This is a genomic window from Bacteroides sp. 519 (assembly GCF_010500955.1).
In the GTDB taxonomy this organism is placed as follows: Bacteria; Bacteroidota; Bacteroidia; order Bacteroidales; family Bacteroidaceae; genus Bacteroides.
On sequence record NZ_QVMJ01000001.1, the window covers coordinates 296,943 to 323,235 of the forward strand.

A 26,293-nucleotide genomic window follows, 5' to 3' on the forward strand; every position below is an offset into this window, starting at 1 on the left:
GACATATTGTTTTATTGATTGCTTGAAATATTGATTTCAGTATTTCTTGCTTTCTTGAAATCAGTAAACCAGTCTTTCCATATTGCCCGGTTCATTCCAATATTTCTATCGGTATTTACCGCTTTACTTATCTGTTTCAATCCTGATTTCGAGAACAAATAAATGGAGAAAAACCGTCCGTTTTTGAAAGTGGCTTCGTATGGCTTTAGATGGCTTCGCTTGTCCTATAATGTGCTATGGCACAGCATAATTAATCCCTGTTACTTTGCACCGGAATCTTATTTGAACCGATAAAAAGGCATCCGTTCAATAGCTTCCCGGAGTTCATTTATCTTATGGCTAACTGCTAATCCGTCCCATGACGGATTTTATTTGCGCCGTGCAAATAGCAAGGTGTGTTCTGCGCAGCTTGAAATTCTTTCAGCAGCTTAGAACCCCTTGCCCGGACAAGCCGGGATGGGTTGTACTCCGAAGTCGTAAACCCTTAAAAAAATAATGGTATGGGAAAAGAAAAAACGAATGTGCCACAATCCGGTGGCAAAGGACGAAAGCCAAAGGCAGACCCGGCAGTTTTCCGGTATTCGGTCAGCTTCAATGCAACTGACCATGCCCGTTTTTTGGCTCTTTTTGAACAGTCCGGTATGCGGACGAAAGCGCATTTTATCATAGAAAGAATCTTTGGCGGTTCATTCAAAGTGATAAAAATTGATAAGGCAGCAGTCGATTATTACACACGCCTGACAACTTTTTACGCTCAATTCCGGGCAATAGGCGTGAATTATAATCAGATTGTGAAGGCTCTGAATACCAATTTTACCGAAAAGAAAGCCCTTTCTTTTCTCTATAAATTGGAAAAAGCGACCGAAGAACTGGTGGTATTAAGCCGGAAAATTATCGAACTCACACAGGAATTTGAACAGCGATGGTTGCAAAAATAAATGTGGGAAGTTCGCTTTTCGGTGCGCTGGCATACAATCAGAATAAGGTTGATGAAGAACAAGGCAAGGTGCTTTTCAGCAACCGGATGTTTGAAAGTGAAGACGGTAATTTCAACATCCAGCGTTGCATGGAAAGTTTTGAAATGCACCTGCCCCAAGACATCAAAACCGAAAAGCCCATAATCCATATATCCCTGAATCCGCACCCAGACGATAAACTTTCGGATGAACAGTTATCGGAGATTGCACAGGAGTATATGGAGAAGCTGGGTTATGGCAATCAGCCCTACATGGTTTACAAGCATGAAGACATCGACCGCCACCACCTGCATATCGTATCCTTACGGGTGGACGAGAACGGCAAAAAACTGAATGATAAGTTTGAACACCGCCGGAGCAAGGACATTACACGGGAACTGGAAGGAAAATACGGTCTGCATCCTGCTGAAAAGAAACAGCAGCAGGAATACTACCAGTTCCAAAAGGTCGATTATGCTGCGGGCGATGTAAAGCACCAGCTTTCCAATACGGTTAAAGGCGTTGTTAATACCTATCAGTTCCAGAGTATCGGGGAACTGAATACCCTATTATCATTATACAATGTACGTGCGGAAGAAGTCAAAGGAGAAGTTCGGGGCAAGGCTTATAACGGTATAGTTTATTCCGCAACCGATGATAAAGGCGAAAAGTTAGGTAATCCCATCAAGTCTTTCCGGCTGGGTAAGTCGGTCGGTTATGAAGCATTGGAGCGCAAGATAGGACAATCAGCAACCAAATGGAAAGACGGTAAACTGAAAGCCAATATCAAAGGTTGGATAAGCGAAGCGTTGAAAGCTTCCGGCTCAAAGGAACAATTTGAAAAAAATCTGAAAGAAAAAGGTATTGAAGTTGTATTCCGGCAGAACCCGGAAGGGCGCATCTATGGTGCAACCTTTATCGACCACGAAAACAAAGCCGTCCTGAACGGCTCTCGTTTAGGAAAGGAATTTTCTGCTAATGTATTTAATGACCTGTTTAGAGAATCCCATGTAAACGAGGGATACACAAAACAGGCTGTTCCAAAAGAACCGTTCACACCTTCGGCAGAACCGTTCGTGCCGTCAGAACGACAATCTGAAAACGGGGAATCTACAATCGGAAGTCTTTTCAGCATCCTGCCCGGTGGCAGCGATTCATCGGCTGGGAATGATAAAACCCCGCCAACTCCCAAGAAAAAGAAAAAACGCCGTTACGGACGGCAGATGTAATAACAATCTAAAAAATAATCAATTATGCAAAATGAAGATGATTTAAGAGGACTTGCCAAAGTCATGGACTTTATGCGGGCAATCAGTATTTTATTTGTGGTAATCAATATCTACTGGTTTTGTTACCAGTCGATAGTAAACTGGGGTATCAATATCGGCGTACTCGATAAAATACTATTAAACTTTCAGCGAACCGCAGGGCTGTTCAGCCATATCCTGATAACGAAAGTATTTGCAGTGATATTCCTTGCCTTGAGTTGTTTGGGGACAAAAGGAGTGAAGGAAGAAAAGGTAACATGGACAAAAATTTACGTTTTCCTTGCTATTGGTTTTATCCTGTTTTTCCTGAACTGGTGGATGCTGTCTTTGCCATTACCACTTTCGGCGAACGCTACCTTTTATATCCTGTCAATGGCGGGCGGATATTTATGTTTATTGGTTGCAGGGGTATGGATGTCCCGGCTACTCAAAAACAATATGATGGACGATGTTTTCAATTTGGAGAACGAAAGCTTCATGCAGGAAACCCGCCTGATGGAGAATGAATATTCAGTAAATCTTCCATCACGTTTTTGGTATAAGAAAAAACAGCACAAAGGATGGATAAACGTGGTAAACCCGTTCCGGGCTACTATTGTGCTGGGTACTCCCGGTAGTGGTAAATCCTATGCAGTGGTGAATAATTACATTAAACAACAGATAGAGAAGGGTTTTGCACTTTACTGTTATGATTATAAGTTCCCGGACTTATCGGAAATCGCTTACAATCACCTGATGAACCATTCGGATGCTTATAAAGTAAAGCCCACCTTCTATGTTATCAATTTTGACGACCCACGCCGAAGCCACCGATGTAACCCTATCAATCCGGCTTTTATGACAGATATATCGGATGCTTATGAATCGGCATACACCATTATGCTGAACCTGAACCGAAGCTGGATTCAGAAGCAAGGCGACTTCTTTGTGGAATCCCCGATTATCCTGCTGGCTGCGATTATTTGGTTTCTCAAGATATATAAGGGTGGAAAGTATTGCACGTTCCCGCACGCCATCGAGTTCCTGAACCGGAAGTATGCAGATACATTCGTTATCCTGACTTCCTACCCGGAATTGGAAAACTATCTTTCTCCCTTTATGGATGCGTGGGAATCGCAAGCCCAAGACCAGTTACAGGGGCAAATCGCATCGGCTAAGATACCGCTATCGAGGATGATAAGCCCGGCATTGTACTGGGTAATGACGGGTGATGATTTTACGCTGGATATTAATAACCCAGACGAACCGAAGATACTTTGTGTCGGTAATAATCCCGATAGGCAGAATATTTATTCCGCTGCTTTGGGACTGTACAACAGTCGTATTGTAAAGTTGATAAACAAGAAGGGACAGCTTAAAAGTTCGGTTATAATTGACGAATTGCCCACGATTTACTTTAGGGGATTAGATAATCTGATAGCTACCGCCCGTTCTAATAAAGTGGCAGTCTGTTTGGGTTTTCAGGATTACAGCCAGCTAACAAGGGATTATGGCGATAAGGAAAGTAAAGTAATCCAAAATACAGTTGGAAATATTTTTAGCGGTCAGGTTGTAGGAGAAACAGCAAAAACATTGTCAGACCGATTTGGGAAAGTTTTGCAGAAACGCCAGTCTATGACAATCAACCGTCAGGATAAATCTACCTCAATCAGTACACAGATGGACAGCCTGATACCTGCCAGTAAAATATCCAATCTTACGCAGGGGATGTTTGTGGGTGCGGTCAGTGATAATTTTGATGAACGAATAGACCAAAAGATTTTCCATGCTGAAATTGTAGTGGACAACGAGAAGGTAAAGCGTGAAACAGCCCGCTATGAAAAGATACCGGAGATTATCGACTTCCGAGATGCGAATGGCAATGACCTGATGAAAGAGCAAATCCAACTTAATTATGACCAGATAAAGCAGGATGTAAAGCAGATTGTCATTGATGAAATGGAACGTATCAAGAACGACCCGGAGTTACAGCATTTGGTGAAAAGCGAGGAGTGAGAAAATCTGTCTGTTTAGCAAAATGAATGGGTTGTATTCATTTTGATACAACCCATTGTCTTTATAGTTTTTTTAATAAGTTATTTATTAACTCCTTAAGCATACCTGCATCTTCTTTTGATAAAGTACTAGAATCCTTATTTACTTCAAGTTCAAATTCTTTTAAGAAACTCCTTAATACAATCATTCTTTCTTCATTGTTTTTATCTGTATTCTTTAATGATACATAAAATTTCCTTATTAATAAATCTTCATTTTCAGCTTGAACCATTAAGCTGTAATTGTATTGATATAATTTTGCAATATATCTAAGGATTGCAAGGAAGAAAGAAATTATAACAACGCTTAGTATTAAGCGTTTAATCATTTCGTATAATTTATTTTGGGGCTTTTCTATCTCATTCTGAATTTGTGGTATCAATTTTTGAATTTCATTAGTTGAGTGATAAAGATTTAATTTAATTTTTTCTAATTCTTTTTGATAATCTTCAATTTTTTCACATACATTTCTTATATTCTCTGCTTCGGTAGAGTAATCTTTTTTTTCATATAAGGTATTTTTTATGTTGTTGCATTCTAACAACAATGCCTCAAAATCATAATCATTTTCGTATTTGTTAACAATATCAACAAACCGAGTAACTTCATCTTTTACTAATAATGTACTATCCTTAACTAGGTTGTTTTTTACATCTATAAGTTTTGTTTTATTTTTAAAATCAGTCCTATTTTTATAAGAGTCATATTCTAATTTACTTAAATAATTATTCGTATTTCCTAATTCTGTCTGAATCTTAGACACTTTTCTCCCTAATCCAATGGAATCATCATTTAATAGAATAAAACCAAGAGCACATACAATAATAATGAAAATTAATCCTAACCCTATTATCCATTGAAAAAATCTAGTTGAGTTTTCCTTAAAACGTCTTCGTCTATCATCTATATTTTGTAATATAAATGGTATGTAATCAATCCCAAATTCCTCATCACTTTTCCCCTTTGGTAGTGATGTCGAAAATGCCGTATGAAAATTTTCATTATTATATAGTTTGTTCAAAAATTCTTCAATTATTACTTCATCGTCTTTTTTGTTTTCATCTACTTGTCTTCCCAAATAAACTTTAAATTTTCTCCCTATGGAAACAATTAAAAGACCAGTGATAATATATGCTGGAATATTCGTTAATAAAAATGTTATTCTACCCAACTCAGAAATCGGAGAAGTGTAGTAAAGTAAACTGACAAAGGTTGAGATTAATAACAAAAATAAATTATTCTTGTATTTCTCATTGTCAATTTGACTATTTAACTTTAATTTTCTAAGAAGGTAATATAATACAATATTGATTGTTATTAAAAGCATATTTTTCAGATATAAAGATTTAAAGCTCAAATATACATATATCTAGATGATTAGTAATTATTTTATCAATAAAAAGACAAATAAAGCCAACCTGCGACACCTAACGCCACAACTTAATATATACACTATTTCATCCGTACTTTTAATTCGATAAGTTTTTTATTAACCATTAAAAATTAAAGTTATGGATGTAAATTCAAACAACAAGTCCGGCTCTGATGAACAGATGATGGACATTCTTCTTGTCTTTGACAAGGAAAAGAAAGCGATTAATGCCGTAAAGGGTATTGATGAAAACGGGGAACTGCAAACTGTTCCGCCAAAGCATGAGCATAACAATGATTTCCTGAAAGTGGATAAGCAGGGTAACGCTCTTGAAAATTTCTTGAAGAACTTTTTCAGCCAGCTAAAAGACCCGACCCGTTTCAGTTTCTTCAAAGTAGCCCCCGAAGACACCGAACGGACAGTCAAAATCATTCAGGAGAATATCAAGAACCCGACACCTGCTGCCGATGAAATGCTTGATAAAATCCGTATCGAGCCTAAAGACCTGAAAGTGGAAAGTCCGAAAGAATCCACAACACAGGAACAGAAACCTGATACGAACAAGTATTTCATTGACCCTAACAAAATCAACTGGGACGACCTGAAAAATCTGGGAATCACCAAAGAACAGCTTGAAAAGTCAAAGGCTTTAGAACCTATGCTGCGTGGATATAAGTCCCCTTCTACCTTTCCGATTGAAGCCAACTTCGGGTCAATGGTAATGAAAACGGATGCCCGTCTTTCGTTTCGTCCGGACAGTGAAGGAAATGTGGTTTTGGCAATTCATGGTATCCGTAAAGAACCGGAACTTGACCGTCCGTTCTTTGGACACCAGTTTACCGATGAAGACAAAAAGAATCTCCGGGAAACCGGAAACATGGGTAGAATTGTGGATGTGAAAAATTACCGTACAAGTGAACTTGTACCTTCTTTTATCAGCATCGACAAACAGACCAATGAACTGGTATCCATGAAGGCTTCGTTCCTCAAACTCCCCGATGAAATTAAAGGTGTTAAACTGGATGAAAAACAGAAAGCAGCTCTGATGGAAGGTAAAGCGGTATTCCTTGAAAATATGATTTCTGCCAAGAATAAACCGTTTTCTGCCTTCGTTCAGGTCAATGCGGAAAAACGCAGCCTTGAATTTATCTTTCCCGAAAAAGAGCAAAAGCAAATCCAGCAACAGGGACAACAGCAGAAGAACGACCAGCCCAAAGGGGTGCGTATTCCCAAATCCCTTGCAGGGGTGGAATTATCCGACAAACAGCAGGCTGATTTGCGGGCGGATAAAACCATCTATGTAAAAGGGCTGAAAGATAAAGAAGGTCAGGAATATAATGCCTATGTAAAGGTAAACCATGGAAAAGGAAAGCTGGATTTCTACAAATTCAATCCTGATAAAGCGAAAGAGAAAGCCAAAGAAATAACCCCTGCCAACGAACATAAAACACAGGTAGCAGTCAATTCCGAAGGCAAAACGAACGAAGCGACCAAGCATACGAAAGAACCTTTGAAGCCCGGACAGGCTACACCTACCGAGGAACAGAAGAAAAAGCGTGAAGAAAAGAAAGAAGAGCAAAAAAACGACAAACCTAAAAAGTCGCAAGGTCGCAAAATGAAATAATTATTAACCACAAAAATCCAATTATATAATGATAGCAGTAATAGCAGAAAAGCCCAGTGTGGCAAGGGATATAGCCACCGTACTGGGAGCAACACAAAAGAATGACGGGAACATTTCAGGTAACGGATATATCGTTACCTGGGCGTTCGGTCATTTGGTCGGACTTGCCATGCCTGATGCCTACGGAATCGAAAACTTCAGGCGGGAAAATTTACCCATACTACCGCAGTTGTTCCAGCTTATTCCCCGTCAGGTAAAAACCGACAAAGGATATAAGCCCGATACTGGGACGGTTAAGCAACTCAAGATTATTAAAGAAGTATTCGACCAATGCGATAAGATTATCGTTGCAACTGATGCCGGAAGAGAAGGTGAACTGATATTCAGGTACATTTACCAATATCTTGAGTGTCGGAAACCTTTCGTCCGCTTATGGGTAAGCAGCCTGACGGATAAAGCCATCCGGGACGGATTGCAGAATCTCAAGGACGGGACAATGTACGACAACCTTTTCCGGTCGGCAAAGGCAAGAAGCGAAGCAGATTGGCTTATCGGCATTAATGCTTCCCAAGCGTTAAGTATAGCTGCCGGAAGAGGGACATATTCTTTGGGACGGGTACAGACACCCACGCTGGCGATGATATGTTCCCGTTATCTTGAGAACAAGAACTTCGTTCCACAGAAGTATTGGCAACTGAAATTACAAACCGGGAAAGATAGCATCGAATTTTCAGCCCTTTCAGAAGAAAAATTCGATAGCCAGCAACCTGCCATCGACAAGCTGCAAATAATAAAGGATAGCGGTCAGGTGCAGGTTAAGTCAGTGGAATTTAAGGAAGTGAACCAAGAACCACCGCTTTTGTATGACCTTACTACCTTGCAGAAGGAAGCCAATACAAAACTTAATTTCTCCGCAGATAAAACGCTGTCCATTGCACAAAAACTGTATGAAGGCAAGCTGCTTTCATACCCCCGAACCGGAAGCCGTTATATATCACAGGACATTTTCGATGAAATACCGGAACGAATTTCCCTACTGGAAACTTACGACCGGTTTGCCGGCTACGCAAAATCAATGAAAGGTAGCAACCTGAATCGGCGTTCGGTGGACGATAAGAAAGTTACCGACCACCATGCCCTGATTATTACCGAAAATAAGCCCGGCAGTTTACAGGCGGATGAACAGGCAATATATGAACTGGTTGCCGGAAGGATGCTGGAAGCTTTTTCGGAAAAGTGTGTCAAGGAAGTTACTTCAATTTCTCTCACTAGTGGCGAGAGTATTTTTGCAGTCAAAGGAACAGTAATAAAATCTGCCGGATGGCGGGCTGTTTTCAACGCCCAAGAAGAAGGCGAAGAAAATACCGTTTTACCTGTATTAAATGAAGGTGATAATTTACCCCTTTTCGATATTGAGTTGCTGGAAAAGCAGACTAAGTCCAAACCACTACATACGGAAAGTTCGTTGCTATCGGCTATGGAAAATGCAGGAAAGGAACTGGAAGATACAGAACTGAAAGCCAGTATGAAGGATTCCGGTATCGGTACGCCAGCGACACGGGCAGCGATTATTGAAACTCTCTTTACCCGCCAATATATTGTCAGGGAGAAAAAAGCCCTTGTGCCGACCGAAAAAGGACTGGCGGTTTACGATATAGTCCGGGACAAGAAAATCGCAGATGTGGAAATGACGGGTATGTGGGAAAACGCACTATCCAAGATTGAAAGCGGGGATATGAATCCCGATACCTTCCATAAAAGTACAGAAGTTCATGCTTCACAGATAACCAGCGAACTTTTAGGGGTACAGCTCACCTTATCAACGCAGCAGGATTTAACCTGCCCGAAATGCGGGACAGCTCGGATCCTGCTGTATCCGAAAGTGGCAAAGTGTGATAATGCTGATTGTGGGCTGGTTATCTTCCGAAACAAAAGCGATAAGCAATTAACGGATAAGCAGATTACGGAACTGGTAACAATAAAGAAAACCGGAATGATAAAAGGTTTCAAGAGTAAAGCCGGAAAGCCCTTTGATGCTTCACTGGCTTTTGACAACCAGTTCAATGTGGTATTCGTTTTCCCTGAAAAGAAAGGGAAATCAAGGAAATAATCTGAAATTCCGTATCTTTACCACAGAAAATTCCATTATGAATAGATTTTATGCTATCCGTAATTGAGGATTTTTGTGGTTAGCACCCGGTGGGGACACTGGGTGCTTTTCATTTTTTCACTTGAGATTCCATAAAGCTATTTATAGTTTTTTGGAACTCATAGATACCATCATTTATATATCCATAATCATCCTTGTTTTTGCCATATTTAGCTTCATATTCTGTATAAAGATGTCTGCTAAAAGGGAAATATATATAATTAGTATTAGGCTCTTTACTATCTAATATAATTTCTTTAGTAATATCAAAGTCTTGATTTCCCTTTATATTCCAGCAATGACAAAATACATGAAAGCTTCTATTGAGTATTGCTACCACAACCCCTTCAACACAATCGCATCCGATGTTTTCTGCACAATAACAAGAATTTTGGATACACTTGTTTTCTTTAATAATATCAACAGGGAAATCCACATTAACATCTTCTAAAGAAGATATGTCGTTAATTTCTATACTATAATAAATTATGCCATTATATAGTATCGGTAAAGCATTATCATCCATATTTTTTTGTTTTATATATAAATATATTCAAAACTTGAAAAGTGAACAAATAACTAACTTTTTTTTATTCGATAAGTATTTGAATGTGTCAATTCCCATTCTGAACCAATAGTCCTTCCAATAAAAGGTATTCCTTCTCCCAGCATGATAGGAATAGTGTAAATTGTCAATTCATCCAGCAGTTCGGTATTGATTAAAGATGTGATAAGTTTACCGCCCCCAATAACTACCAAATCGGATTCCATTTCTTTTTTCAATCCTTGAATAACATCGAAAGGATTGTCGGTTATGAAAGCTAAATATTCTTCCTGAATAGTATTTATAGGGGTATTTGCGACAACAAAAGTCTTTTTACTTTTGTATGGCCAACCACCCCACCGTTCAAAAATAAAATTATAGGTATTTGTGCCGGAAATCAGCGTTTCTGCGGAACTATATACTTTGCTGATAGATTCTTTTACCTCTTTTGTAATCCAGTCGATTTCACCATCTTTACGGGCAATAAACCCATCAAGAGATATAGCTACTTGCGCTTTTAAGATTCCCATGTCAATAGGTATTAAACAGTTATAAAACTGTTCGCCAGCCCATCAAAAAGAAGCGTGGAACTCACACTGCTCCGATACGAGGTACTGGCATACCTAAGAATAGAAGACAGGCAAGCCCACGCTATACAACGATAGCATAGACATTGCACAGTAGTCCCTATTCTTTTGAAAATTGCCAGTTTTCGTATCGAGACGTTCTGCGAACGTTATGTTATATATAAATTCTGAAAGATTAACTTTCAGCTTTTTATCTCAAATTTTCTTCTGCAAAGATACTGAAAGTCGGTGATATAAGCTATTATTTTTTACAGTTTCTCCCGAATCAATTTATGTACATCGGTAGCTTTATAATAGCATCGACCATCATCCAGTTTTATATACGGAAGGATACCTTTTTTTCGATAACGTTGGAGTGTGCGAAGGCTAACTTTTAAAAGAAACATCAAATCCTGATTATCCAAAAGCTGTTCACCATCCAAACAATTACGCTGGGTTGCCAATCGGTCGATTTTCTTTTCGGTCATATCGAACCTGTCCATTATACGTTCCATCCAAGCGATGAATGTTTCTCTATCTATATTCATAACAATAACCGATTAAAAATGACCTTTAATAAAATAACTCTGATTTGAAGGGTCTTTAATAATAATTTCCTTCTCCCGCATAAAGCGTATATAACTTTTCGCTGTGCGTTCCTTTACATCCATAATCTGCTGTATCTGTTCGCACAGGTCTATATAAGTGATAAATGTTTGCTGGTCGAACACTTCACGGGCTACGCTTACCAGTTCTTTTTCTTTCCGCTTCTCTTTTTCTTCACGGGGCTTTTCACCACGATATAGGTGCATCCCGGTTTCCTTATCCCAAGAAAAAAGCATTAATGGAACATCCAACGGACTGCCTTCCCGTACCTTCAAGGCTTTCACTACTGATACAGTCGGTTCATTATCCAGCTCGATGGAGAGGATGGCAGCCGATTTTCGTTGCAATTCCGACCCCAAGTGTCCACGAAGCTTTAATCCGTTCGGGACATAGTGTAATACACAAACAATACAGGTCTGATATATTCCAGCCAATCGGTAGAGTTCATCGACAACCCGCAAACTTTCGGCTTCATCATTGGCGGAATGTACCAAATCTGCAATACCATCTATGACAACTAACTGAATACCGCCATATTGATAATGAAACTTATCCATACTTTGAACAATAGCCTGTAAACGTTCTTTACGGGACATCCCGGTCAGACAGAAGGCTTTCAACTCTTCCGGCTTTTCCGGTTGTTTTGCCCGCTTTAATAGGTTGGAAACATTCTTAAACAGTTGTACTTCGGACTGTTCTGTATCATACAACAGGACAGCTTTATTTTGGCTGTTTTCGTGTACATTGATTCCCAATGTATCAATACAAATATTTTCCGGTCTGATTGACCCGGCAACCAACGCAGCAACATAGTTGCTTTTCCCTGTACCTTCACCACCTGTGATGCAAAGGATATTTCCCTGTGTTCCCAGTGGTACATCCCCGGCAGATATGATTTCCTGTGCTTTTGCCGGAGGGTTATTAAAATCTATTTCGCACGATTTCAGCATAGTCATAGTATCGCTGTATAGAGTATCTAAAAAATCAAGGAAGAGTTTCAGGAACGCTTCACGGCTATTTCCAAGTCTGAAATAATCGGATATATCTTTCTCTTCTTTTGTTCCTGAAAGTGGTAATAGAAGACGTTTTACGCCGTATTCTGCCAACTGTTTTTCATGTTTGGAAGAACTCTCAAGCCCGGTTTTATCTACATCATAAAGTAGAATGATATGTTTGAACCGGAATGACAGTTTATGAATGATAGTTGCCGGAATGTTTACAGTTTCGCTGTTAAAACATATTGCATGAAATCCCTTCGCTGCGAGGGAAAGAACATCTTTTTCACCGCCAGTGATAAATACTGTATCACCTTTGGCTGGTAACTGTTCCAATCCGAAGCTATAATTTTCCCCCATATCACCCCCATATAAGAATCGCATTTTGGAAAATGGACGGTATAGTTTGATATATCGTTTGCTCTTATAACCAAATATGGGTTCTCCCAATGATGAAGTTATGGAGTATGGTTTTTCCTCTGAATTTTCACTTTTGAACTCCCGAATGGAACAAACCTTGTATTGTGTCAATATTTCAGAAGTGATACCGAACTTTTCCCAGTATTCCAATTCATTCCGGGAAATTTTTTGTTCCTGAAAGCTATATGGTTTAGCTTTCTTTTCAGGAATGACAAGTATAGATTCCTTCCGGTTATATGGTACAGAGTTATCTGTATTCTCTGATAATCCAAGTGATAAATCCTGATTAATGGTTTTCAATATCTCGACAAAATCATTAGCATTGTTACAATTCAAACCTTTCAGTTTTCCTACGAGGTAAAAACAATCCCCACTATACTCGTCATTCCCAAAGTCTTTCAGCTTATATACTCCGGCTTTTCGGTCAAAATAAATATTACACGAAGCCTTATTGTCTTTATACAATGGGTTGAAGAAATTACGTCCTACACGCCATTGACAAGCAATGTAATATCTAAAAACGTTCAGTCCGTTACTTGTTCTTTCTAAGATTTCTTCTTTCCTTAACATATAGCTTATGGTTTGTTACTAAATCGTTTAAACATTCTGAATTGCTCTTAATCAGTCGTTCTTCCAGCATCCGTTTTATTTCTCCGATTTTGTAGAAATATCGACCCCGAATATTGGAATAGGCGATTGTGCCTGATACCCGAAGCCTTTGTAATGTTTTGTCGCTGATTTTTAAGAATGTGCAGACTTCGTAACTATCCACCCATATTTCATCTTCGTTTATATCTTCCGATTCCTGTTTGTTAAGGATATAATCTGCAATGGCGTTAATCTTTGCTTCCAATTCCTTAAATGCTTTTGATTCTATCGTTATGACATCCATAATTGTAACTAATTGATTTGCTGCAAAGATGAAGGGATAAAATCAAATAAAAACCACAGTTTTACCCACCTGTGGTGAAATTTTTATTCAATAAAGAAGGCGAAACATTGATAGCTTCGCCTTTGGTAACTTGCCAGTACCTCGTATCGGATTGACAGTAATTAATCCTCTTCTTCCATCCGCCGAAGAAGATTCTTTTGTAGAATATCTAAATACCTTGTTCTGTTGATTTTACGTCCCTTTATCTCCATGTATATGTGATAGAAGTCCCCCAAATCTATATTGAACATCTTTTCAAAATTCACAGCTATTGTTTTTATATCAGTATTTCCCTTATCGAATGCACCGCAAGTATCAAAGGCGTAAATCAGTTCAACAAGCCCACGTTTTGAGCCTGTCCAAGTCATTTGACAACAAGAACCCTGATTCCTTTTCCGAAGACCTTCATTTGTTAGTTCTTTTATCCTGTTCGTGAGGTAAATTTTAATTAACTCGTTGGCTAAAATTTTTGCGACCTTGAAATCATAACTGGTGGAGAACTGTGGGTCTGAATCGAAAAAAGAATTATCTATAATCAAATGTATATCTGGCTTTCCACGAAGAAAGTATTTATCGTCAAGATAACAGGCATTTGTTCGGTAGTATTGATAAAAAGTGAGATTTTGATTGAAAAAAGTAGTGAGAGAATCTAATTCTGATACATAATATTGCGTTTGAACATCATCGCTTCCGGTAGGACGTTTTAACTCAATATTGTAAATGCTATTGTAATAGATTAATTTACTACTAATTTGAGGTTTCAAGTGTTTGAAAAACAATATTTCTTCTGAATTATCCTGAAATTTATAATTCAATACGAACGACTTTAAATCAGAAATTATATCCTGTAAGTAATTAATTACTTTTTTACACACATGGAGAAAGTCGGATTCGTTTAATTCTATTGTTTGAATTTCCGAATCCATTTCCTGTAATAGATTGCTGAAATAGTCTTTTATTGTTATTTCTCCCATCGTAGTTATCGTTTTGATTCCTGATGATATATTTATTTTCTCATTTTCATATATTTTTATCTGTGATAAAACAGTAAGAACCTGAATCCGCTAAAAAACAGTTTCAGGTTCTTATCTCAAAAAGGATAACTTACATAGAGAATAAGAAAATTCCTATTCCTTCCTGTTTTGTAGCATTACACCTTTTCTTTCCATTCTATAACTGCAAAGTTTCCCTCTGAAATTTCCTTTACTTTATTAATCCATTGTACTTCGCTTAGTGCTTTGGCTTTAAGGAATGGACTATTCGTTGAAGTAAGCAGCAGACTGGAATTAACTACCCACCATTTGTTTTTAATTCCGGCACGTTGTAAATCCTGTTGCAGCCTTTGTGCTTCAAATACAGGCGTTGTTTCGGGCAGAGTTACAATAACCACCTCTGTTTCCTTCTCATTCCGTAAACGAGGCAGCAGGTTTTGAACCGCAGGAGTAATATTTCCCTGTGTCCGTTCCACTTCTTTATGATAACTTTGAGTTGAATCCAATAATAGCAACGTGTGTCCGGTAGGGGCAGTATCTATCACTACCACTTCATTATCCGCTTTGGCAACAATTTCGGCAAAGGAATTAAAAACAGCGATTTCCTGTGTACAGGGCGAACGCAGGTCTTCTTCGATATAGCTTAAATCGGCATCACCCATTGTTTCCCTTGCTTTATCCAATACGTTTTTCTGATAAGCGGCAAGCACCGCTTTTTCGTCTATATGACTTACTGTAATACCATCTAATTTCGTTTCGATGAAGGACAGGTGATTGGCTGGGTCAGTTGTAGTCAAATGCACTTTTACGCCTTTTTTAGCCAACCCACGAGCAATATTCCCGGCAATAGTAGTTTTGCCGACACCACCTTTACCCATCGTAAAAATTACACGCTTACCCGATTGGTAGAGGTCTTCAATAACGCTGTCAATCGTATTGAAATCATCTTTTTCAATATGCGCTACATCGTTCTTTATGGTTACATCTGCATTCAGCATATTACGGATATTATCAATACCCGTCATATTATAAGAACGAAGCGGAACTATGTATGTATTCAGTTTTAACAAGGCTGACGAACGGTTATTGAGTGCATTTTGTTGGCGTTCGTAAATCTGTTTGGAAATACTGTCGTTTGCATCGTAGTTTTCTAAAACTCCATTTATAATTAGATGCTGTGTTTCAATGCCTAAATCCAGCAGCTCATTAGATGAACGTTCGACCTCTTTCAAAGGACTTTCTTCCGGTCTGCTGACAAGGAAAAGTGTAGTTTGGGTTTTATCTGTCAGGGTAGCAACAGCATTCTTATATACTTCTTTACGGTCTTCCAGTCCCGAAAGCTGTCCTAAACAAGATGCTCCGGTTGTATTTTCGGCAATAAAAGTGTTCCATGCCGATGGCAGTTGAAGCATTCGCAGGGTATGTCCGGTAGGTGCAGTATCAAAGATGATATAGTCGAATCCCCTGCGCTTTTCTTCGTTGGTAATAAAGTCGGAGAACTCATTAAAAGCTGCAATTTCAACGGTACACGAACCTGAAAGCTGTTCTTCCATATTGGTAATAACACTTTCGGGTAATTTCCCACGATAAGGGGCGATAACTGATTCCCGGTATTCGGCTGCTGCCTGTTCCGGGTCAAGATTGACTACTGTAAGGTTTGGAACTTCTTTAATAGCTGTTCCCTTATTGTCTAACGGCATATCAAATACATCCTGTAAATTGGATGCAGGGTCGGTACTTATCAAAAGTACCTTATTACTGTTATCAGCGAGATTCACTGCCGTAGCACAGGCGATGGATGTTTTCCCAACGCCACCTTTACCCGTGAAGAATATATACTGGGTAAGTTTTTCGTTTGCCGGATTATACTTTTTCATATCTATATCTGTTTTATGGTTACAATCTGGGATGTAAACATCCTGTTCTACCTATTTTTACAGATAGAATAAATTGTTGTAAACCTGATTATTGTTACTGTTATTTCTTAACGGTCAAGTCCTCTTCGGGGACATTTAACCATTCTGCAATCTGCTTATTTGAGGGGTATTGCTTTGTCAGAACGACTTCACCGTCCAGTGTTGTGATAGGAAGCACTTCTGCCGATTCTTTCATCAGGTATTCGTTGATTTTCTTGTTATCAACATAAACCTGCGGATGGTCACGCAAATTAAAGCGTTCGATGATAACGCCTTTCTTTTTCAGGCTTTCGATAACAACTGCTATCCGCATTAATTCAGGGTCTATATTTACCCCACATAGTCCGGTAGGACAACACAATGCCGGGTCGTATATCTTTACGGCTTTCCGGGTATCTAACTTTAAATCAACCATATCATTTTTATTTATTCTGTTACTAATTTCTTTATCTCTTCTTCGGATGGTACATATCCTTTTATTTTCACTTCACCGTCCACAACGATAGCGGGTAACGACATAATGTTATACTTCACTATCTCCAGTATATCTTCTTCTTTCTTCAAAGTAGCTTTACTGTTCGTGTCGGCAATTACTTTGGCAACCCTGTTATACGTGGTTTTGCAATTTGCACATCCAGTGCCTAATACTATAATTTCCATTTTCGTTCTCTTTAAATATTTGTAATGATATAATAAACACCTACGATGATAAAGATGGCAGCTACTATCCGCTTAAACCATACCTGAAAGGTTTTCATATTATTGTAGAACTTTCCGACATTCCCGATACTATATGCCAATAACCAAGCGATGATTATTACAGGTAACCCGGTGGCAATAGCAAATACCGGAGGAAGTAATAATCCTGATGGGCTGGCTATCGTCATAGGTATAAGCACCCCGAAGTAAAGAACTCCGCTATATGGACAAAAAGCCAAAGCAAACACAACTCCCATCAAAAAGGCATTCCAGTAATTCCGTTTATTTGGCTTATTTTCCAATCCTGATGTAAGTTTATTCATTCCATTAAACTTGAATTTTATTACATCGAGCATTAAGATTCCTACTATAACTAATGCTATCCCCAGCCAAAATCCACCGATATTTTGAAGAAACCTTGCTATCTGAAACTGACTTGCTCCGAAATAGAAGATAGTTCCAAGAGCCGTATAAGAAAACATCCTGCCAAGAGTATAGAAAACCCCGTTAAGCAATACCCGCCTTTTGTCGGCAATATCCTTGCTTAAATAAGCCGTAGCCGTAATGTTGGTAGCCAACGGACAAGGACTTATTGCAGTCATTAAGCCGAGCAAGAATGCCGTCAGTAGTGGGAAATTAGACCCATCGACAAGATTTTGTAAAAACTCCATCATAGGTATTATAGCCTTGCGTTTACTTCTTTCTTAATCAGTTCTGTAAGCACGTCAGGAGTATTGACAGCATTGGCGAAACCTTCTTTTGTCAGGTCGATATAATTATCGCCTTTTTCAATGATAAGGGCATTCCACGTAATCTCATACTTCTCTACCAGTTTAGCATTTGCTTTATCTTCCGTGTTTATCTCTACAAAACGGACTTTCTTGTTATCAGCAAAAGCCTTTTCGATAGTTTCTTTAGTTACTTTCTCAACTGCCATACAGGTTTTACAGCGTTGCTTTCCGTGAAAATAATACACGTTTACCACAGAAGCATCTGCAACTTGTTCTTTAGCTGCCGTTTCAGATTCAGCAGCTTGTCCGTTTTTCTTTTGTGTATTACCACCACAAGCAACCAGCAATACAGCAAAAAGTCCGATTAAAATACATTTCTTCATACATTGTCTTTTTATTGGTTTGTACTATGTTTATTTATAATATTTCTTCCGAAGCCAAAATGCTAAGTTTACCAACAGGATTAATACCGGGACTTCGACCAAAGGCCCGACTACTCCGGCGAAGGCTTGCCCGCTATGTAATCCGAATACACCGATTGCCACTGCGATAGCCAGTTCAAAATTGTTTCCGGTTGCAGTAAAGGCAATCGAAGCATTTTTATCATAAGAAGCCCCCATAAGCTTACCAGCGAAGAAGCTAAGCAAGAACATCACCACAAAGTAGATAAGCAACGGTATAGCTATGCGAACAACATCCATTGGTATTTGCACAATCAGTTCACCTTTCAGGCTGAACATAAGGATGATAGTAAACAGCAGTGCTATTAAAGTTATAGGGGATATTTTAGGGATGAACTTTTCTTTATACCATTGTTCTCCTTTTAATTTAACCAATATAAATCGGCTTAATATTCCCATCAAGAAAGGAATACCTAAGTAGATGGCAACCGTTTCGGCAATCGTACCGATAGAAATATCAACGATAGCCCCTTCAAACCCGAATAGGGGAGGAAGTTTTGTAACAAATAACCAAGCGTAGAAGCTGTAAAAGAACACTTGAAAGATACTGTTTAAGGCTACTAATCCTGCACCGTATTCCGTATTTCCTTCTGCCAAATCATTCCAAACGAGTACCATTGCTATACAGCGTGCTAATCCAATAAGAATTACACCTACCATATATTCCGGGTAATCGTGTAAGAAGATAATGGCAAGTAAAAACATTAATACTGGCCCGATAATCCAGTTCAGGATTAACGAGACGGATAATATTTTTACGTTTTTGAAAACTTTCGGTAATTGTTTGTAATCGACTTTTGCCAATGGTGGGTACATCATTAAGATTAAACCGATAGCTAAAGGGATGTTTGTAGTTCCACTGGATAATGAATCTATCGTAGTGCTGAATGATGGGAAAAAGTAACCCAGCCCAACCCCGATAGCCATTGCCAAAAATATCCAAAGAGTGAGATTCTTATCTAAAAAACTCATTTTCTTCTTACTCATTGCTTTTTATTTTTTCGATATATAGTTTGTAAAATGCTTTTTTTATTTCGTCCCTTACCCGAATAAATTCAGAGTGGATAAATTCAGGCGAACCTGTTGCTTCTGATGGGTCTTCAAATCCTATGTGCAAACGATTCTTTACATTACCGGAAAAGGTAGGGCAACTTTCATTTGCACCACCACAAACCGTAATAACATAGTCCCATTCTTCATTCAGGTATTTATCTACATTATCGGATGTATGGTGCGAAATATCTATTCCGGCATCTTTCATAACTTCCACTGCTTGAGGATTTAATTTTCCACTTGCTTTTGTCCCTGCTGAATATACTTTCAGTGATGGGTCGAAAGACTGTAAAAAACCATGTGCCATTTGACTTCGACAACTGTTACCTGTACATAGAATCAGTATTTTCATAGCTTCAATTATTTAGGTTTAGCAACCAATGACCGACATCCCGCCATTGATTAAATTTCCATCCTATTTCTTTCATGTGTGAAGCTTGCTTGAATCCAAATTTCTCGTGCAACTTCACACTACCTTCATTTGGAATACAAATTCCAGCAATTAACACATGGATATTTTTTTTATCTAAGTTTTGGAATAGATGGTTGTATAACACTGTTCCAAATCCTTTTCCGGTATGGTCTTTATCTAAATAAATTGTAACCTCTTTTGTAGATGAATAAGCACACCTGCCATTCCATTTGTGGATGTAATAGTATCCTACTATATTACCATTGATTTCTCCGACATAATAGGAAAATCCGGAATCAATAATCTCACTGATACGTCCTTTCATTTCTTCTACTGAAACAGGAGCAGTTTCAAATGTTACAGCCGTATTCTCAATGTAATAGTTATATATTTCACAAATCCTACGGGCGTCTTCTAATTTTACTTTTCTAATTTTCATATCACTTTATTTATCTGAACACACCAAACGAATGTAGTTCGCCAAACAACGAACGTCTGTCGGAAAAAATATATGCTGATTAACAGCATACATCTTTTACATATACATTAAAAAGGTCTGCAAATAACTTTCGGGCTATTTCCCAGTTCTCCTTATTGATACAATACCTCACTTTCGGGGTTTCGATTTCTCCCTGAATTAAGCCCGCATCTTTGAGTTCTTTTAAGTGCTGTGATACGGTCGCTTTAGCTATCGGAAGTTCATCGTGAATATCCCCAAAGAAACAACTTTCCTGCGATGCTAAAAATAGCAGTATCGCAATTCGAGTAGGATGTCCCATTGCTTTTGCAAAGCGGGCAACTAATTCCTGTTCTTCAATGTCATTCTTAATCTTCACAATTCTATCTCCTTTATTTGTTGTTCGCAAAACTACGAACAATATTTCAAACAAACAAATTTTTCTGCATTTTTTAGTGCAAGGTGCAAGTATCTATATAGATAGGCTTGCACCTTGCACTAACGCTAAAGCATTGAGGACTAAATAATTTGCAAATATGAAATTTATATGTATCTTTGAACCCATGATATATGCAGAAGAGCATAGGTCAAAGGTGGACAAATAAGGCTATTTAATTTGTGCCTATTTCGTTACCGATTACAAGTTTGGAAAAATAAAAGCATTGACTTTTAAGCATATAAGGGGGAAGGTTCACCGACCTCTCTCTCCGCTGGAAGGCTAAGCCAAGAGCAGCCAAAAAGCAGACAAGTCCTACAAATCAATGATTTGTGGGACTTTTTTCGTTTAAGAGTGTCTGGGTGTAAAGCCATAAAAAAGCCAATTTTGGACATAGTTGCGTAACCAATTCGTAACCTATTCCCAAAAATCCAAAATAGGTTACGAATTGTCCGAAATTGGCACAGTGTTGTCCATTATTGGCAGTCTGTACTTATCTCATTATTTGATTGTTAAAAGTAATTTTGAAATTAAATTTTGAGTTATGCAAAAGAGTACATTCAACATCCTTTTCTATGTAAAAAGGAATGCAGTAAAAGCAAACGGCAAGATGCCGATTATGGGACGGATTACCGTTAATGGAGAAGCTGTTCAGTTTGGAGCAAAAACAGAAGTCAATCCTAAAATCTGGGATACGAAATCAGGAAAAGCTGTCGGCAAAACGCAGGAAGTAATTGATGTTAATGGTATCCTTGAAAGCATTAAGGCTACCATGACAAAAATTTACCATGATTTACAAGAGCAGGAAACCACCGTAACTCCCGAACGGATTAAAAACATCTTCTTTGGTGTTGAAATTAGGCAACAGATGTTTTTGGAACACTTTCAACGCCACAATGATGATGTTGAACGATTGATAGGTATTAGCAAATCTAAAGCGACTTATCAAAAATATGAAGTAACAAGAAAGCACCTTGCCGACTTTATTAAAGAGAAATATAATTTGAGCGATATTTCCTTTAAAGAAATCAATCACCTCTTTCTTACCGATTTTGAAGTCTATCTTTTAACTTCTTGCGGCTGTAATCCAAATACGACAGCTAAGTTCATGCAGTTCTTCAAACGGATTGTTATCATAGCCAAGAATAACGGTTGGATTAAAGCTGATCCATTCGCCAATTACAAAATCCGCCTAAAAAAAGTGGATAGAGGCTATTTGACACAAGAAGAAGTTGAAGCTATTATGGCTAAGAAGTTTTCAACAAAACGATTGGAACAGGTACGAGATATTTTTGTATTTTCGTGTTTTTGCGGATTAGCATATATAGATGTAAAGAAATTGCGCAAAGAAAATATCCGCACGTCTTTTGACGGTAATCTATGGATTATGGGGAAAAGAGAGAAGACCGATGTTACATTCTCTATTCCATTACTTGATATACCGAAAAAGATATTAGAAAAGTATGAAGGTGCTTTACCTGATAATCGTATATTGCCTGTTCCAAGTAATCAAAAGATGAATGCATACCTGAAGGAAATCGGAGATTTGTGTGAAATCAACAAGGAAATCTCATTTCATATGGGGCGGCACTCGTTTTCCAGCCTGATTACGCTTGAAGGCGGCGTCCCCATAGAAACCGTTTCCAAGATGCTCGGTCATAGTGATATAAAGACCACTCAAATTTATGCCCGTGTTACCCCGAAAAAACTCTTTGAGGATATGGACAAATACATCGAGGCAAGCAAAGATTTAAAATTAGTTCTATAACAAATCAAAAACAATAAAATCATGCGATCTACATTTAAAATATTATTCTACATAAACCGGGGTAAAGTAAAAAAAGACGGTACAACCGCCATATTTTGCCGCATTACTGTTGATGGCGAACAAACCGTAATCACAACAGGTATTTTTTGTAATCCTAACGATTGGAAAAGTAAAAAGGGAGAAGTCAAAGACGAAAAGGCAAACAGTCAGCTAAAATCATTTCGTCTGCGTATTGAACAGACCTATGAGAACACGCTAAAAAAATATGGTGTTGTCAGTGTGGACTTACTTAAAAATGCAATTCTCGAAATACATACTGTCCCCACTATGTTATTATTGGCGGGCGAGGCGGAACGTGAACGGCTAAGGGTACGTTCCTTGGAAATAAACTCTACCTCTACCTACCGCCAGTCTAAGATTTCTCAAAATAACTTACGGGAATATCTTCTTGCCTTGAAAATGAAAGACATTGCCTTTACTGATATTACCGAAGAGTTCGGCGAAGGCTATAAACTGTTTCTAAAAGGCAAAGAATATAAGTCGGGACATATTAACCATTGTTTTACATGGCTGAACCGATTGATTTACATTGCCGTTGACCAAGGGATTCTCCGGTTTAATCCGATTGCTGATGTGAAGTATGAAAAGAAAGAACCGCCCAAATTGCAGCACATAAGCAGGAATGAATTGAAGCTGATTATGGAAAAGCCGATGCCCAATAAGTTTCAGGAGTTGATTCGCCGAGCCTTTATCTTTTCTGCGTTTACGGCACTTGCCTATGTGGACGTAAAAGGACTGTACCCCCGCCATATCGGACGAACGGCAGAAGGCAAACCCTTTATCAGAATCCATCGGAAAAAGACACAGGTTGAAGCCTACGTCCCTTTACATCCGGTTGCCGAACAAATCCTGGCGCTCTATAATACGGAAGACGATACGAAGCCTGTATTCCCATTGCCTAACCGCGACCAGATATGGTATTGCATTACTGAAATCGGCTTTCTTGCAGGTGTCAAGGGTAATATGAGCTATCATCAGAGCCGCCACACATTCGGAACACTCTTACTTTCAGAGGGTATTCCCATAGAAAGTATCAGCAAGATGATGGGACATACCAATATTTCTACAACTCAGGTCTATGCTAAGGTTACAGACCAGAAAATATCCGAGGATATGGATAAGCTGATGGAACGGCGAAAGGTTGAGTAAGGATCTTTAATATTAAGCCCCGAAATTGCTTGACTCCGGGGCTTAATATTAAATAGGCAAAATGGGCTGGCAACAGGTTAATCCCATGCTTTGCGGGAGTTCTTTTTGCGGTAGAATAAAGGTTTCAAGACAGGAATACGACTGGTTCGCAAGTATTTAGTACTTTTATGGGCGCTAAGGATTATTGGCATAATAAATTATTCTTTTACACACTTCGTGCTTCGGGTAATTATTACGGCAATATTTAAGTTCTATATGTTATTTAATAAATAAAAAATTGATCTATTTATGAAACCAATTGAGATTATTGGAATAAAAAATTTCAGAATCTTTGATGATGAAAAGGGAATGTTTGAGGAGATCGCTGCCATAAATATACTTACAGGAGCAAATAATGCCGGAAAAAGTACAATCATTAAATTTCTCCAGATGCTCAAAGACAGCATACAAGGAAATGAGTATCCTTTTGATTTGGATTTAACAGCTCAAGAACATTTATTAGGCGATTTTGATAATGTACTATTTAATAAGGAAAACAGAGAAGTTGTTATTCATTTACCTTTTATCTTCTTAGGAATTAAAAACTTTTATATTTCTCTTAAATTCCTCGTGCCCTCCTCTAACAATGTCTACTATGCAAAATTAAGAGAGATTGAGGTTATAGATAAAAGTGATTATTCAGAAATATTCTCTTTTAAATATAGGGAAGCGACTGATTCAGAAAAAGAAATTTACAAGGAAGAATTCAAAAATGAGCAGGAAGAATATAAAAAAAAGAAAAAAGAAAAAGATAAAACAGATATTTCTTCATTTTATTTCCTTTTTCCACCCACAGAAAATCCTTTAGTTGCTTACATAGAATGGAATATTAGATTGGATAACCTCAAAAAATACTTTGACGACCTATTGAAAGTTTATAATCTATATTTAGAAAATAAAAAAAACTCGAAATGGCTTGAAAATGCGGATGAATCTCTTGAAGATAGCTGGTTGATTCCTTCAGAATTTATTAACTCCTTCAAGGATGAAATTGATATTGATATATGGAATGATTTTATAAATAATGAGGTTGATAAGAAAGGCGCAATAAGTGGGAAAGAACATATCGGAGAAAGCGATTTCCAATCTGAAGATTATTTCTCTCCACCTCCGGAAGTAGAAGAACTGGTGTATTATAACGCCTTGAAAATTTTAAAAGAAAAAGTAAATTGGAATAATCCTAAAATTGGAGATAGTAATTTTTCAGTTCTTGAAACGTGTTTTGATTTCAGTTGGAAGAAATTAATTCAAAGAATAAATTCTATAAGCTATTTATCAACCATAAGAGAAGAGAATTCAAGGATTTATATTTCCAAAAATAACACCCCATTTATTAAATTATTAAAAGATTATGATTCGAGCGGATTTCAAAATTCGAGATTCATCAATAAATATCTAAAAGCGTTTAAAATAGGAAAGAGGATTAATGTTAATTACATACAAAAGCATCAGCTCATTACCGTCTCTGTTACTACTTTAAATGATATAGAACGAGACTTAGTTGATTTTGGATATGGCATAAAACAACTTATATTAATTCTGATTCAAATTAGTGTATTAGCAGAAAAAAACAGAAGAACGGTTGAGGATTATGATGATGAAGGTGAATATATGCATGATATATATATTCCAAGTATGTTACTGGTTGAAGAACCTGAAACAAATCTTCATCCAAAGTGGCAATCTTTATTAGCAGAAATGTTTGTTGAAGCAAACAATCAATTTAATATTCAGTTTGTAATTGAAACTCACAGTGAATATATGATAAGAAAGCTTCAAACCTTAGTGGCAAATAATAAGATAAGCGGAGAGAAAATTAAAATATTCTATGTAAGGCATCCGGAAGATGTAAGTCAAGATAAAAAACAGATTTCCAACATTAATATACAGCCAGACGGTAGTATTGATTATCGAATTTTTGATAAGGGTTTTTTTGACGAAAATGATAATCTTGAATTAAGTTTATTGAATATTCAAAGAGATAAATTTTTGCACGATTTTGAAGAACTAAAAAGAACAAAAGAAGAAAATGAAAATAAACTATCTGAATTAGAGCAAAAAATTGATGACTATACAAAAAAACTTGACATAAGTGTTTATCGACAAATAATAACTCAACGCTTTGACATCTCAAAACTCTCATCAATTAGTGTCAAGTATCTAATATCAGGGCAGTTCCTATTAAAAAACATTGATACAAGCAGTGATTTCTCCCCGGTTATAATACAATACGGGCGTGCCGTTGAAAACGAGTTAAAAGAAATATTCCTAAGCATAGATAATTCAAAAAAATGGATGTTAGGTAAAATGCAAGGTTCGTTAGAGAAATTTAAAAATGGCACAACGACATTACCTCAATGCAATGCCAGAGAGTATGCACAACTCCAAATCGAATTAGCAAACAGATTTAATACGCCATCAGACTTAAAAATAAATTTAATTGATGACATACGTGAAATAAGAAACTTAGCAGGCCATTCAGGGCAAACAAACAGCAAACAGGATGCCTTGGATTACATATTAAAGATTAATGAATTTATAGACAAATGGATAGCTGAAAAAAAGTAACAGCAGTTCAAATATAGAAAGGTTGATGGAACGGCGAAAAACAATGTTGCAAACTACTTAAAAGGGCTACCGGAAATTACTCTGGTA

At 37.7% G+C, this 26,293-nt stretch carries 24 protein-coding genes; 8 read left to right on the forward strand and 16 right to left on the reverse strand.

Annotated features, from left to right (window positions below; translation table 11 throughout):
* The first annotated feature begins 500 nt into the window (after window positions 1-500).
* From mobA to mobC, 3 genes are read left to right on the forward strand one after another with little or no spacing between them, the layout of a single operon-like run.
* Window positions 501-938 carry a conjugal transfer protein MobA gene (mobA, locus tag D0T85_RS01280; RefSeq protein WP_039420007.1) on the forward strand — a complete coding sequence of 146 codons (438 nt, stop codon included), beginning with the start codon at window positions 501-503 and terminating at the stop codon, window positions 936-938.
* The gene (mobB, locus tag D0T85_RS01285) at window positions 923-2,185 is read left to right on the forward strand and encodes a conjugal transfer protein MobB (RefSeq protein WP_163209418.1); all 1,263 of its coding nucleotides are present in this window, start codon (window positions 923-925) and stop codon (window positions 2,183-2,185) included. The genes mobA and mobB overlap by 16 nt, the downstream gene beginning before the upstream one ends.
* A 24-nt stretch (window positions 2,186-2,209) precedes the next feature.
* Window positions 2,210-4,219, forward strand: coding sequence for a conjugal transfer protein MobC (mobC, locus tag D0T85_RS01290; RefSeq protein WP_163209420.1), 2,010 nt, complete (start codon window positions 2,210-2,212; stop codon window positions 4,217-4,219).
* A gap of 61 nt (window positions 4,220-4,280) precedes the next feature.
* Here mobC and D0T85_RS01295 read toward each other — a convergent pair whose 3' ends face one another.
* On the reverse strand, window positions 4,281-5,585 hold the full coding sequence (locus D0T85_RS01295) for a hypothetical protein (protein ID WP_163209422.1): 1,305 nt from the start codon (window positions 5,583-5,585) through the stop codon (window positions 4,281-4,283).
* Window positions 5,586-5,769: 184 nt separating this feature from the next.
* On the opposite strand from D0T85_RS01295, the gene D0T85_RS01300 reads away from it, so the two are divergent.
* Complete coding sequence (locus D0T85_RS01300) at window positions 5,770-7,254, forward strand: DUF3945 domain-containing protein (RefSeq protein ID WP_163209424.1); 1,485 nt, start codon at window positions 5,770-5,772, stop codon at window positions 7,252-7,254.
* Window positions 7,255-7,282: 28 nt separating this feature from the next.
* Window positions 7,283-9,364: a type IA DNA topoisomerase gene (locus tag D0T85_RS01305; protein ID WP_163209426.1), complete on the forward strand. Its 2,082-nt coding sequence runs from the start codon at window positions 7,283-7,285 to the stop codon at window positions 9,362-9,364.
* Between the two features lie 109 nt (window positions 9,365-9,473).
* On the opposite strand, the gene D0T85_RS01310 is transcribed toward D0T85_RS01305, so the two are convergent.
* The 15 genes from D0T85_RS01310 to D0T85_RS01380 all read right to left on the reverse strand — a co-directional run bounded on the left by D0T85_RS01310 (window position 9,474) and on the right by D0T85_RS01380 (window position 20,565).
* Window positions 9,474-9,929: a hypothetical protein gene (locus D0T85_RS01310; protein ID WP_163209428.1), complete on the reverse strand. Its 456-nt coding sequence runs from the start codon at window positions 9,927-9,929 to the stop codon at window positions 9,474-9,476.
* A 53-nt stretch (window positions 9,930-9,982) separates the two neighbouring features.
* A complete protein-coding gene (locus tag D0T85_RS01315) occupies window positions 9,983-10,477 on the reverse strand; it encodes a dihydrofolate reductase family protein (RefSeq protein WP_163209430.1) in 495 nt (164 codons plus the stop codon).
* Between the two features lie 305 nt (window positions 10,478-10,782).
* Window positions 10,783-11,061: a helix-turn-helix domain-containing protein gene (locus D0T85_RS01320; protein WP_025003738.1), complete on the reverse strand. Its 279-nt coding sequence runs from the start codon at window positions 11,059-11,061 to the stop codon at window positions 10,783-10,785.
* Between the two features lie 12 nt (window positions 11,062-11,073).
* Window positions 11,074-13,104, reverse strand: a complete 2,031-nt coding sequence (locus D0T85_RS01325; RefSeq protein ID WP_163209432.1) for a bifunctional DNA primase/helicase — start codon at window positions 13,102-13,104, stop codon at window positions 11,074-11,076.
* Window positions 13,067-13,426 (reverse strand): helix-turn-helix domain-containing protein, encoded by a 360-nt coding sequence (locus tag D0T85_RS01330; protein ID WP_025003740.1) that lies wholly within the window; start codon window positions 13,424-13,426, stop codon window positions 13,067-13,069. The genes D0T85_RS01325 and D0T85_RS01330 overlap by 38 nt, the downstream gene beginning before the upstream one ends.
* 161 nt (window positions 13,427-13,587) lie before the next feature.
* A complete protein-coding gene (locus D0T85_RS01335; protein ID WP_163209434.1) occupies window positions 13,588-14,439 on the reverse strand; it encodes an RteC domain-containing protein in 852 nt (283 codons plus the stop codon).
* Between the two features lie 176 nt (window positions 14,440-14,615).
* Window positions 14,616-16,334 (reverse strand): arsenical pump-driving ATPase, encoded by a 1,719-nt coding sequence (arsA, locus tag D0T85_RS01340; protein WP_036868521.1) that lies wholly within the window; start codon window positions 16,332-16,334, stop codon window positions 14,616-14,618.
* Between the two features lie 100 nt (window positions 16,335-16,434).
* A complete protein-coding gene (arsD, locus tag D0T85_RS01345) occupies window positions 16,435-16,788 on the reverse strand; it encodes an arsenite efflux transporter metallochaperone ArsD (RefSeq protein ID WP_025003743.1) in 354 nt (117 codons plus the stop codon).
* An 11-nt stretch (window positions 16,789-16,799) separates the two neighbouring features.
* Complete coding sequence (locus D0T85_RS01350) at window positions 16,800-17,033, reverse strand: thioredoxin family protein (RefSeq protein WP_025003744.1); 234 nt, start codon at window positions 17,031-17,033, stop codon at window positions 16,800-16,802.
* Between the two features lie 11 nt (window positions 17,034-17,044).
* On the reverse strand, window positions 17,045-17,743 hold the full coding sequence (locus D0T85_RS01355) for an aromatic aminobenezylarsenical efflux permease ArsG family transporter (RefSeq protein ID WP_025836653.1): 699 nt from the start codon (window positions 17,741-17,743) through the stop codon (window positions 17,045-17,047).
* Window positions 17,744-17,751: 8 nt separating this feature from the next.
* Window positions 17,752-18,186, reverse strand: a complete 435-nt coding sequence (locus D0T85_RS01360) for a nitrophenyl compound nitroreductase subunit ArsF family protein (RefSeq protein WP_163209436.1) — start codon at window positions 18,184-18,186, stop codon at window positions 17,752-17,754.
* Window positions 18,187-18,216: 30 nt separating this feature from the next.
* Window positions 18,217-19,251, reverse strand: coding sequence for an ACR3 family arsenite efflux transporter (arsB, locus tag D0T85_RS01365; protein WP_163209438.1), 1,035 nt, complete (start codon window positions 19,249-19,251; stop codon window positions 18,217-18,219).
* Window positions 19,244-19,669 (reverse strand): arsenate reductase ArsC, encoded by a 426-nt coding sequence (locus D0T85_RS01370; RefSeq protein WP_163209440.1) that lies wholly within the window; start codon window positions 19,667-19,669, stop codon window positions 19,244-19,246. The genes arsB and D0T85_RS01370 overlap by 8 nt, the downstream gene beginning before the upstream one ends.
* 4 nt (window positions 19,670-19,673) lie before the next feature.
* The gene (locus D0T85_RS01375; RefSeq protein ID WP_163209442.1) at window positions 19,674-20,168 is read right to left on the reverse strand and encodes a GNAT family N-acetyltransferase; all 495 of its coding nucleotides are present in this window, start codon (window positions 20,166-20,168) and stop codon (window positions 19,674-19,676) included.
* Window positions 20,169-20,247: 79 nt separating this feature from the next.
* Window positions 20,248-20,565: an ArsR/SmtB family transcription factor gene (locus D0T85_RS01380; RefSeq protein ID WP_370459904.1), complete on the reverse strand. Its 318-nt coding sequence runs from the start codon at window positions 20,563-20,565 to the stop codon at window positions 20,248-20,250.
* A gap of 601 nt (window positions 20,566-21,166) precedes the next feature.
* On the opposite strand from D0T85_RS01380, the gene D0T85_RS01385 reads away from it, so the two are divergent.
* From D0T85_RS01385 to D0T85_RS01395, 3 genes are all read left to right on the forward strand, one after another.
* Complete coding sequence (locus D0T85_RS01385; protein ID WP_163209446.1) at window positions 21,167-22,390, forward strand: site-specific integrase; 1,224 nt, start codon at window positions 21,167-21,169, stop codon at window positions 22,388-22,390.
* Between the two features lie 21 nt (window positions 22,391-22,411).
* Window positions 22,412-23,599, forward strand: coding sequence for a site-specific integrase (locus D0T85_RS01390; RefSeq protein ID WP_163209447.1), 1,188 nt, complete (start codon window positions 22,412-22,414; stop codon window positions 23,597-23,599).
* A 288-nt stretch (window positions 23,600-23,887) separates the two neighbouring features.
* The gene (locus D0T85_RS01395) at window positions 23,888-26,206 is read left to right on the forward strand and encodes an AAA family ATPase (RefSeq protein ID WP_163209449.1); all 2,319 of its coding nucleotides are present in this window, start codon (window positions 23,888-23,890) and stop codon (window positions 26,204-26,206) included.
* Window positions 26,207-26,293: the final 87 nt, after the last annotated feature.

Bases quoted from the DNA above. Each gene is read 5' to 3' on its own strand.
- D0T85_RS01360 (WP_163209436.1), bottom strand. From the start codon at position 18,186: ATGAAGAAATGTATTTTAATCGGACTTTTTGCTGTATTGCTGGTTGCT.
- D0T85_RS01355 (WP_025836653.1), bottom strand. From the start codon at position 17,743: ATGGAGTTTTTACAAAATCTTGTCGATGGGTCTAATTTCCCACTACTG.
- mobA (WP_039420007.1), top strand. From the start codon at position 501: ATGGGAAAAGAAAAAACGAATGTGCCACAATCCGGTGGCAAAGGACGA.
- D0T85_RS01395 (WP_163209449.1), top strand. From the start codon at position 23,888: ATGAAACCAATTGAGATTATTGGAATAAAAAATTTCAGAATCTTTGAT.
- D0T85_RS01330 (WP_025003740.1), bottom strand. From the start codon at position 13,426: ATGGATGTCATAACGATAGAATCAAAAGCATTTAAGGAATTGGAAGCA.
- D0T85_RS01335 (WP_163209434.1), bottom strand. From the start codon at position 14,439: ATGGGAGAAATAACAATAAAAGACTATTTCAGCAATCTATTACAGGAA.
- mobC (WP_163209420.1), top strand. From the start codon at position 2,210: ATGCAAAATGAAGATGATTTAAGAGGACTTGCCAAAGTCATGGACTTT.
- D0T85_RS01305 (WP_163209426.1), top strand. From the start codon at position 7,283: ATGATAGCAGTAATAGCAGAAAAGCCCAGTGTGGCAAGGGATATAGCC.
- D0T85_RS01385 (WP_163209446.1), top strand. From the start codon at position 21,167: ATGCAAAAGAGTACATTCAACATCCTTTTCTATGTAAAAAGGAATGCA.
- arsD (WP_025003743.1), bottom strand. From the start codon at position 16,788: ATGGTTGATTTAAAGTTAGATACCCGGAAAGCCGTAAAGATATACGAC.
- D0T85_RS01390 (WP_163209447.1), top strand. From the start codon at position 22,412: ATGCGATCTACATTTAAAATATTATTCTACATAAACCGGGGTAAAGTA.
- D0T85_RS01300 (WP_163209424.1), top strand. From the start codon at position 5,770: ATGGATGTAAATTCAAACAACAAGTCCGGCTCTGATGAACAGATGATG.
- D0T85_RS01295 (WP_163209422.1), bottom strand. From the start codon at position 5,585: ATGCTTTTAATAACAATCAATATTGTATTATATTACCTTCTTAGAAAA.
- D0T85_RS01350 (WP_025003744.1), bottom strand. From the start codon at position 17,033: ATGGAAATTATAGTATTAGGCACTGGATGTGCAAATTGCAAAACCACG.
- D0T85_RS01375 (WP_163209442.1), bottom strand. From the start codon at position 20,168: ATGAAAATTAGAAAAGTAAAATTAGAAGACGCCCGTAGGATTTGTGAA.
- D0T85_RS01315 (WP_163209430.1), bottom strand. From the start codon at position 10,477: ATGGGAATCTTAAAAGCGCAAGTAGCTATATCTCTTGATGGGTTTATT.
- mobB (WP_163209418.1), top strand. From the start codon at position 923: ATGGTTGCAAAAATAAATGTGGGAAGTTCGCTTTTCGGTGCGCTGGCA.
- D0T85_RS01370 (WP_163209440.1), bottom strand. From the start codon at position 19,669: ATGAAAATACTGATTCTATGTACAGGTAACAGTTGTCGAAGTCAAATG.
- D0T85_RS01310 (WP_163209428.1), bottom strand. From the start codon at position 9,929: ATGGATGATAATGCTTTACCGATACTATATAATGGCATAATTTATTAT.
- D0T85_RS01325 (WP_163209432.1), bottom strand. From the start codon at position 13,104: ATGTTAAGGAAAGAAGAAATCTTAGAAAGAACAAGTAACGGACTGAAC.
- D0T85_RS01320 (WP_025003738.1), bottom strand. From the start codon at position 11,061: ATGAATATAGATAGAGAAACATTCATCGCTTGGATGGAACGTATAATG.
- arsB (WP_163209438.1), bottom strand. From the start codon at position 19,251: ATGAGTAAGAAGAAAATGAGTTTTTTAGATAAGAATCTCACTCTTTGG.
- arsA (WP_036868521.1), bottom strand. From the start codon at position 16,334: ATGAAAAAGTATAATCCGGCAAACGAAAAACTTACCCAGTATATATTC.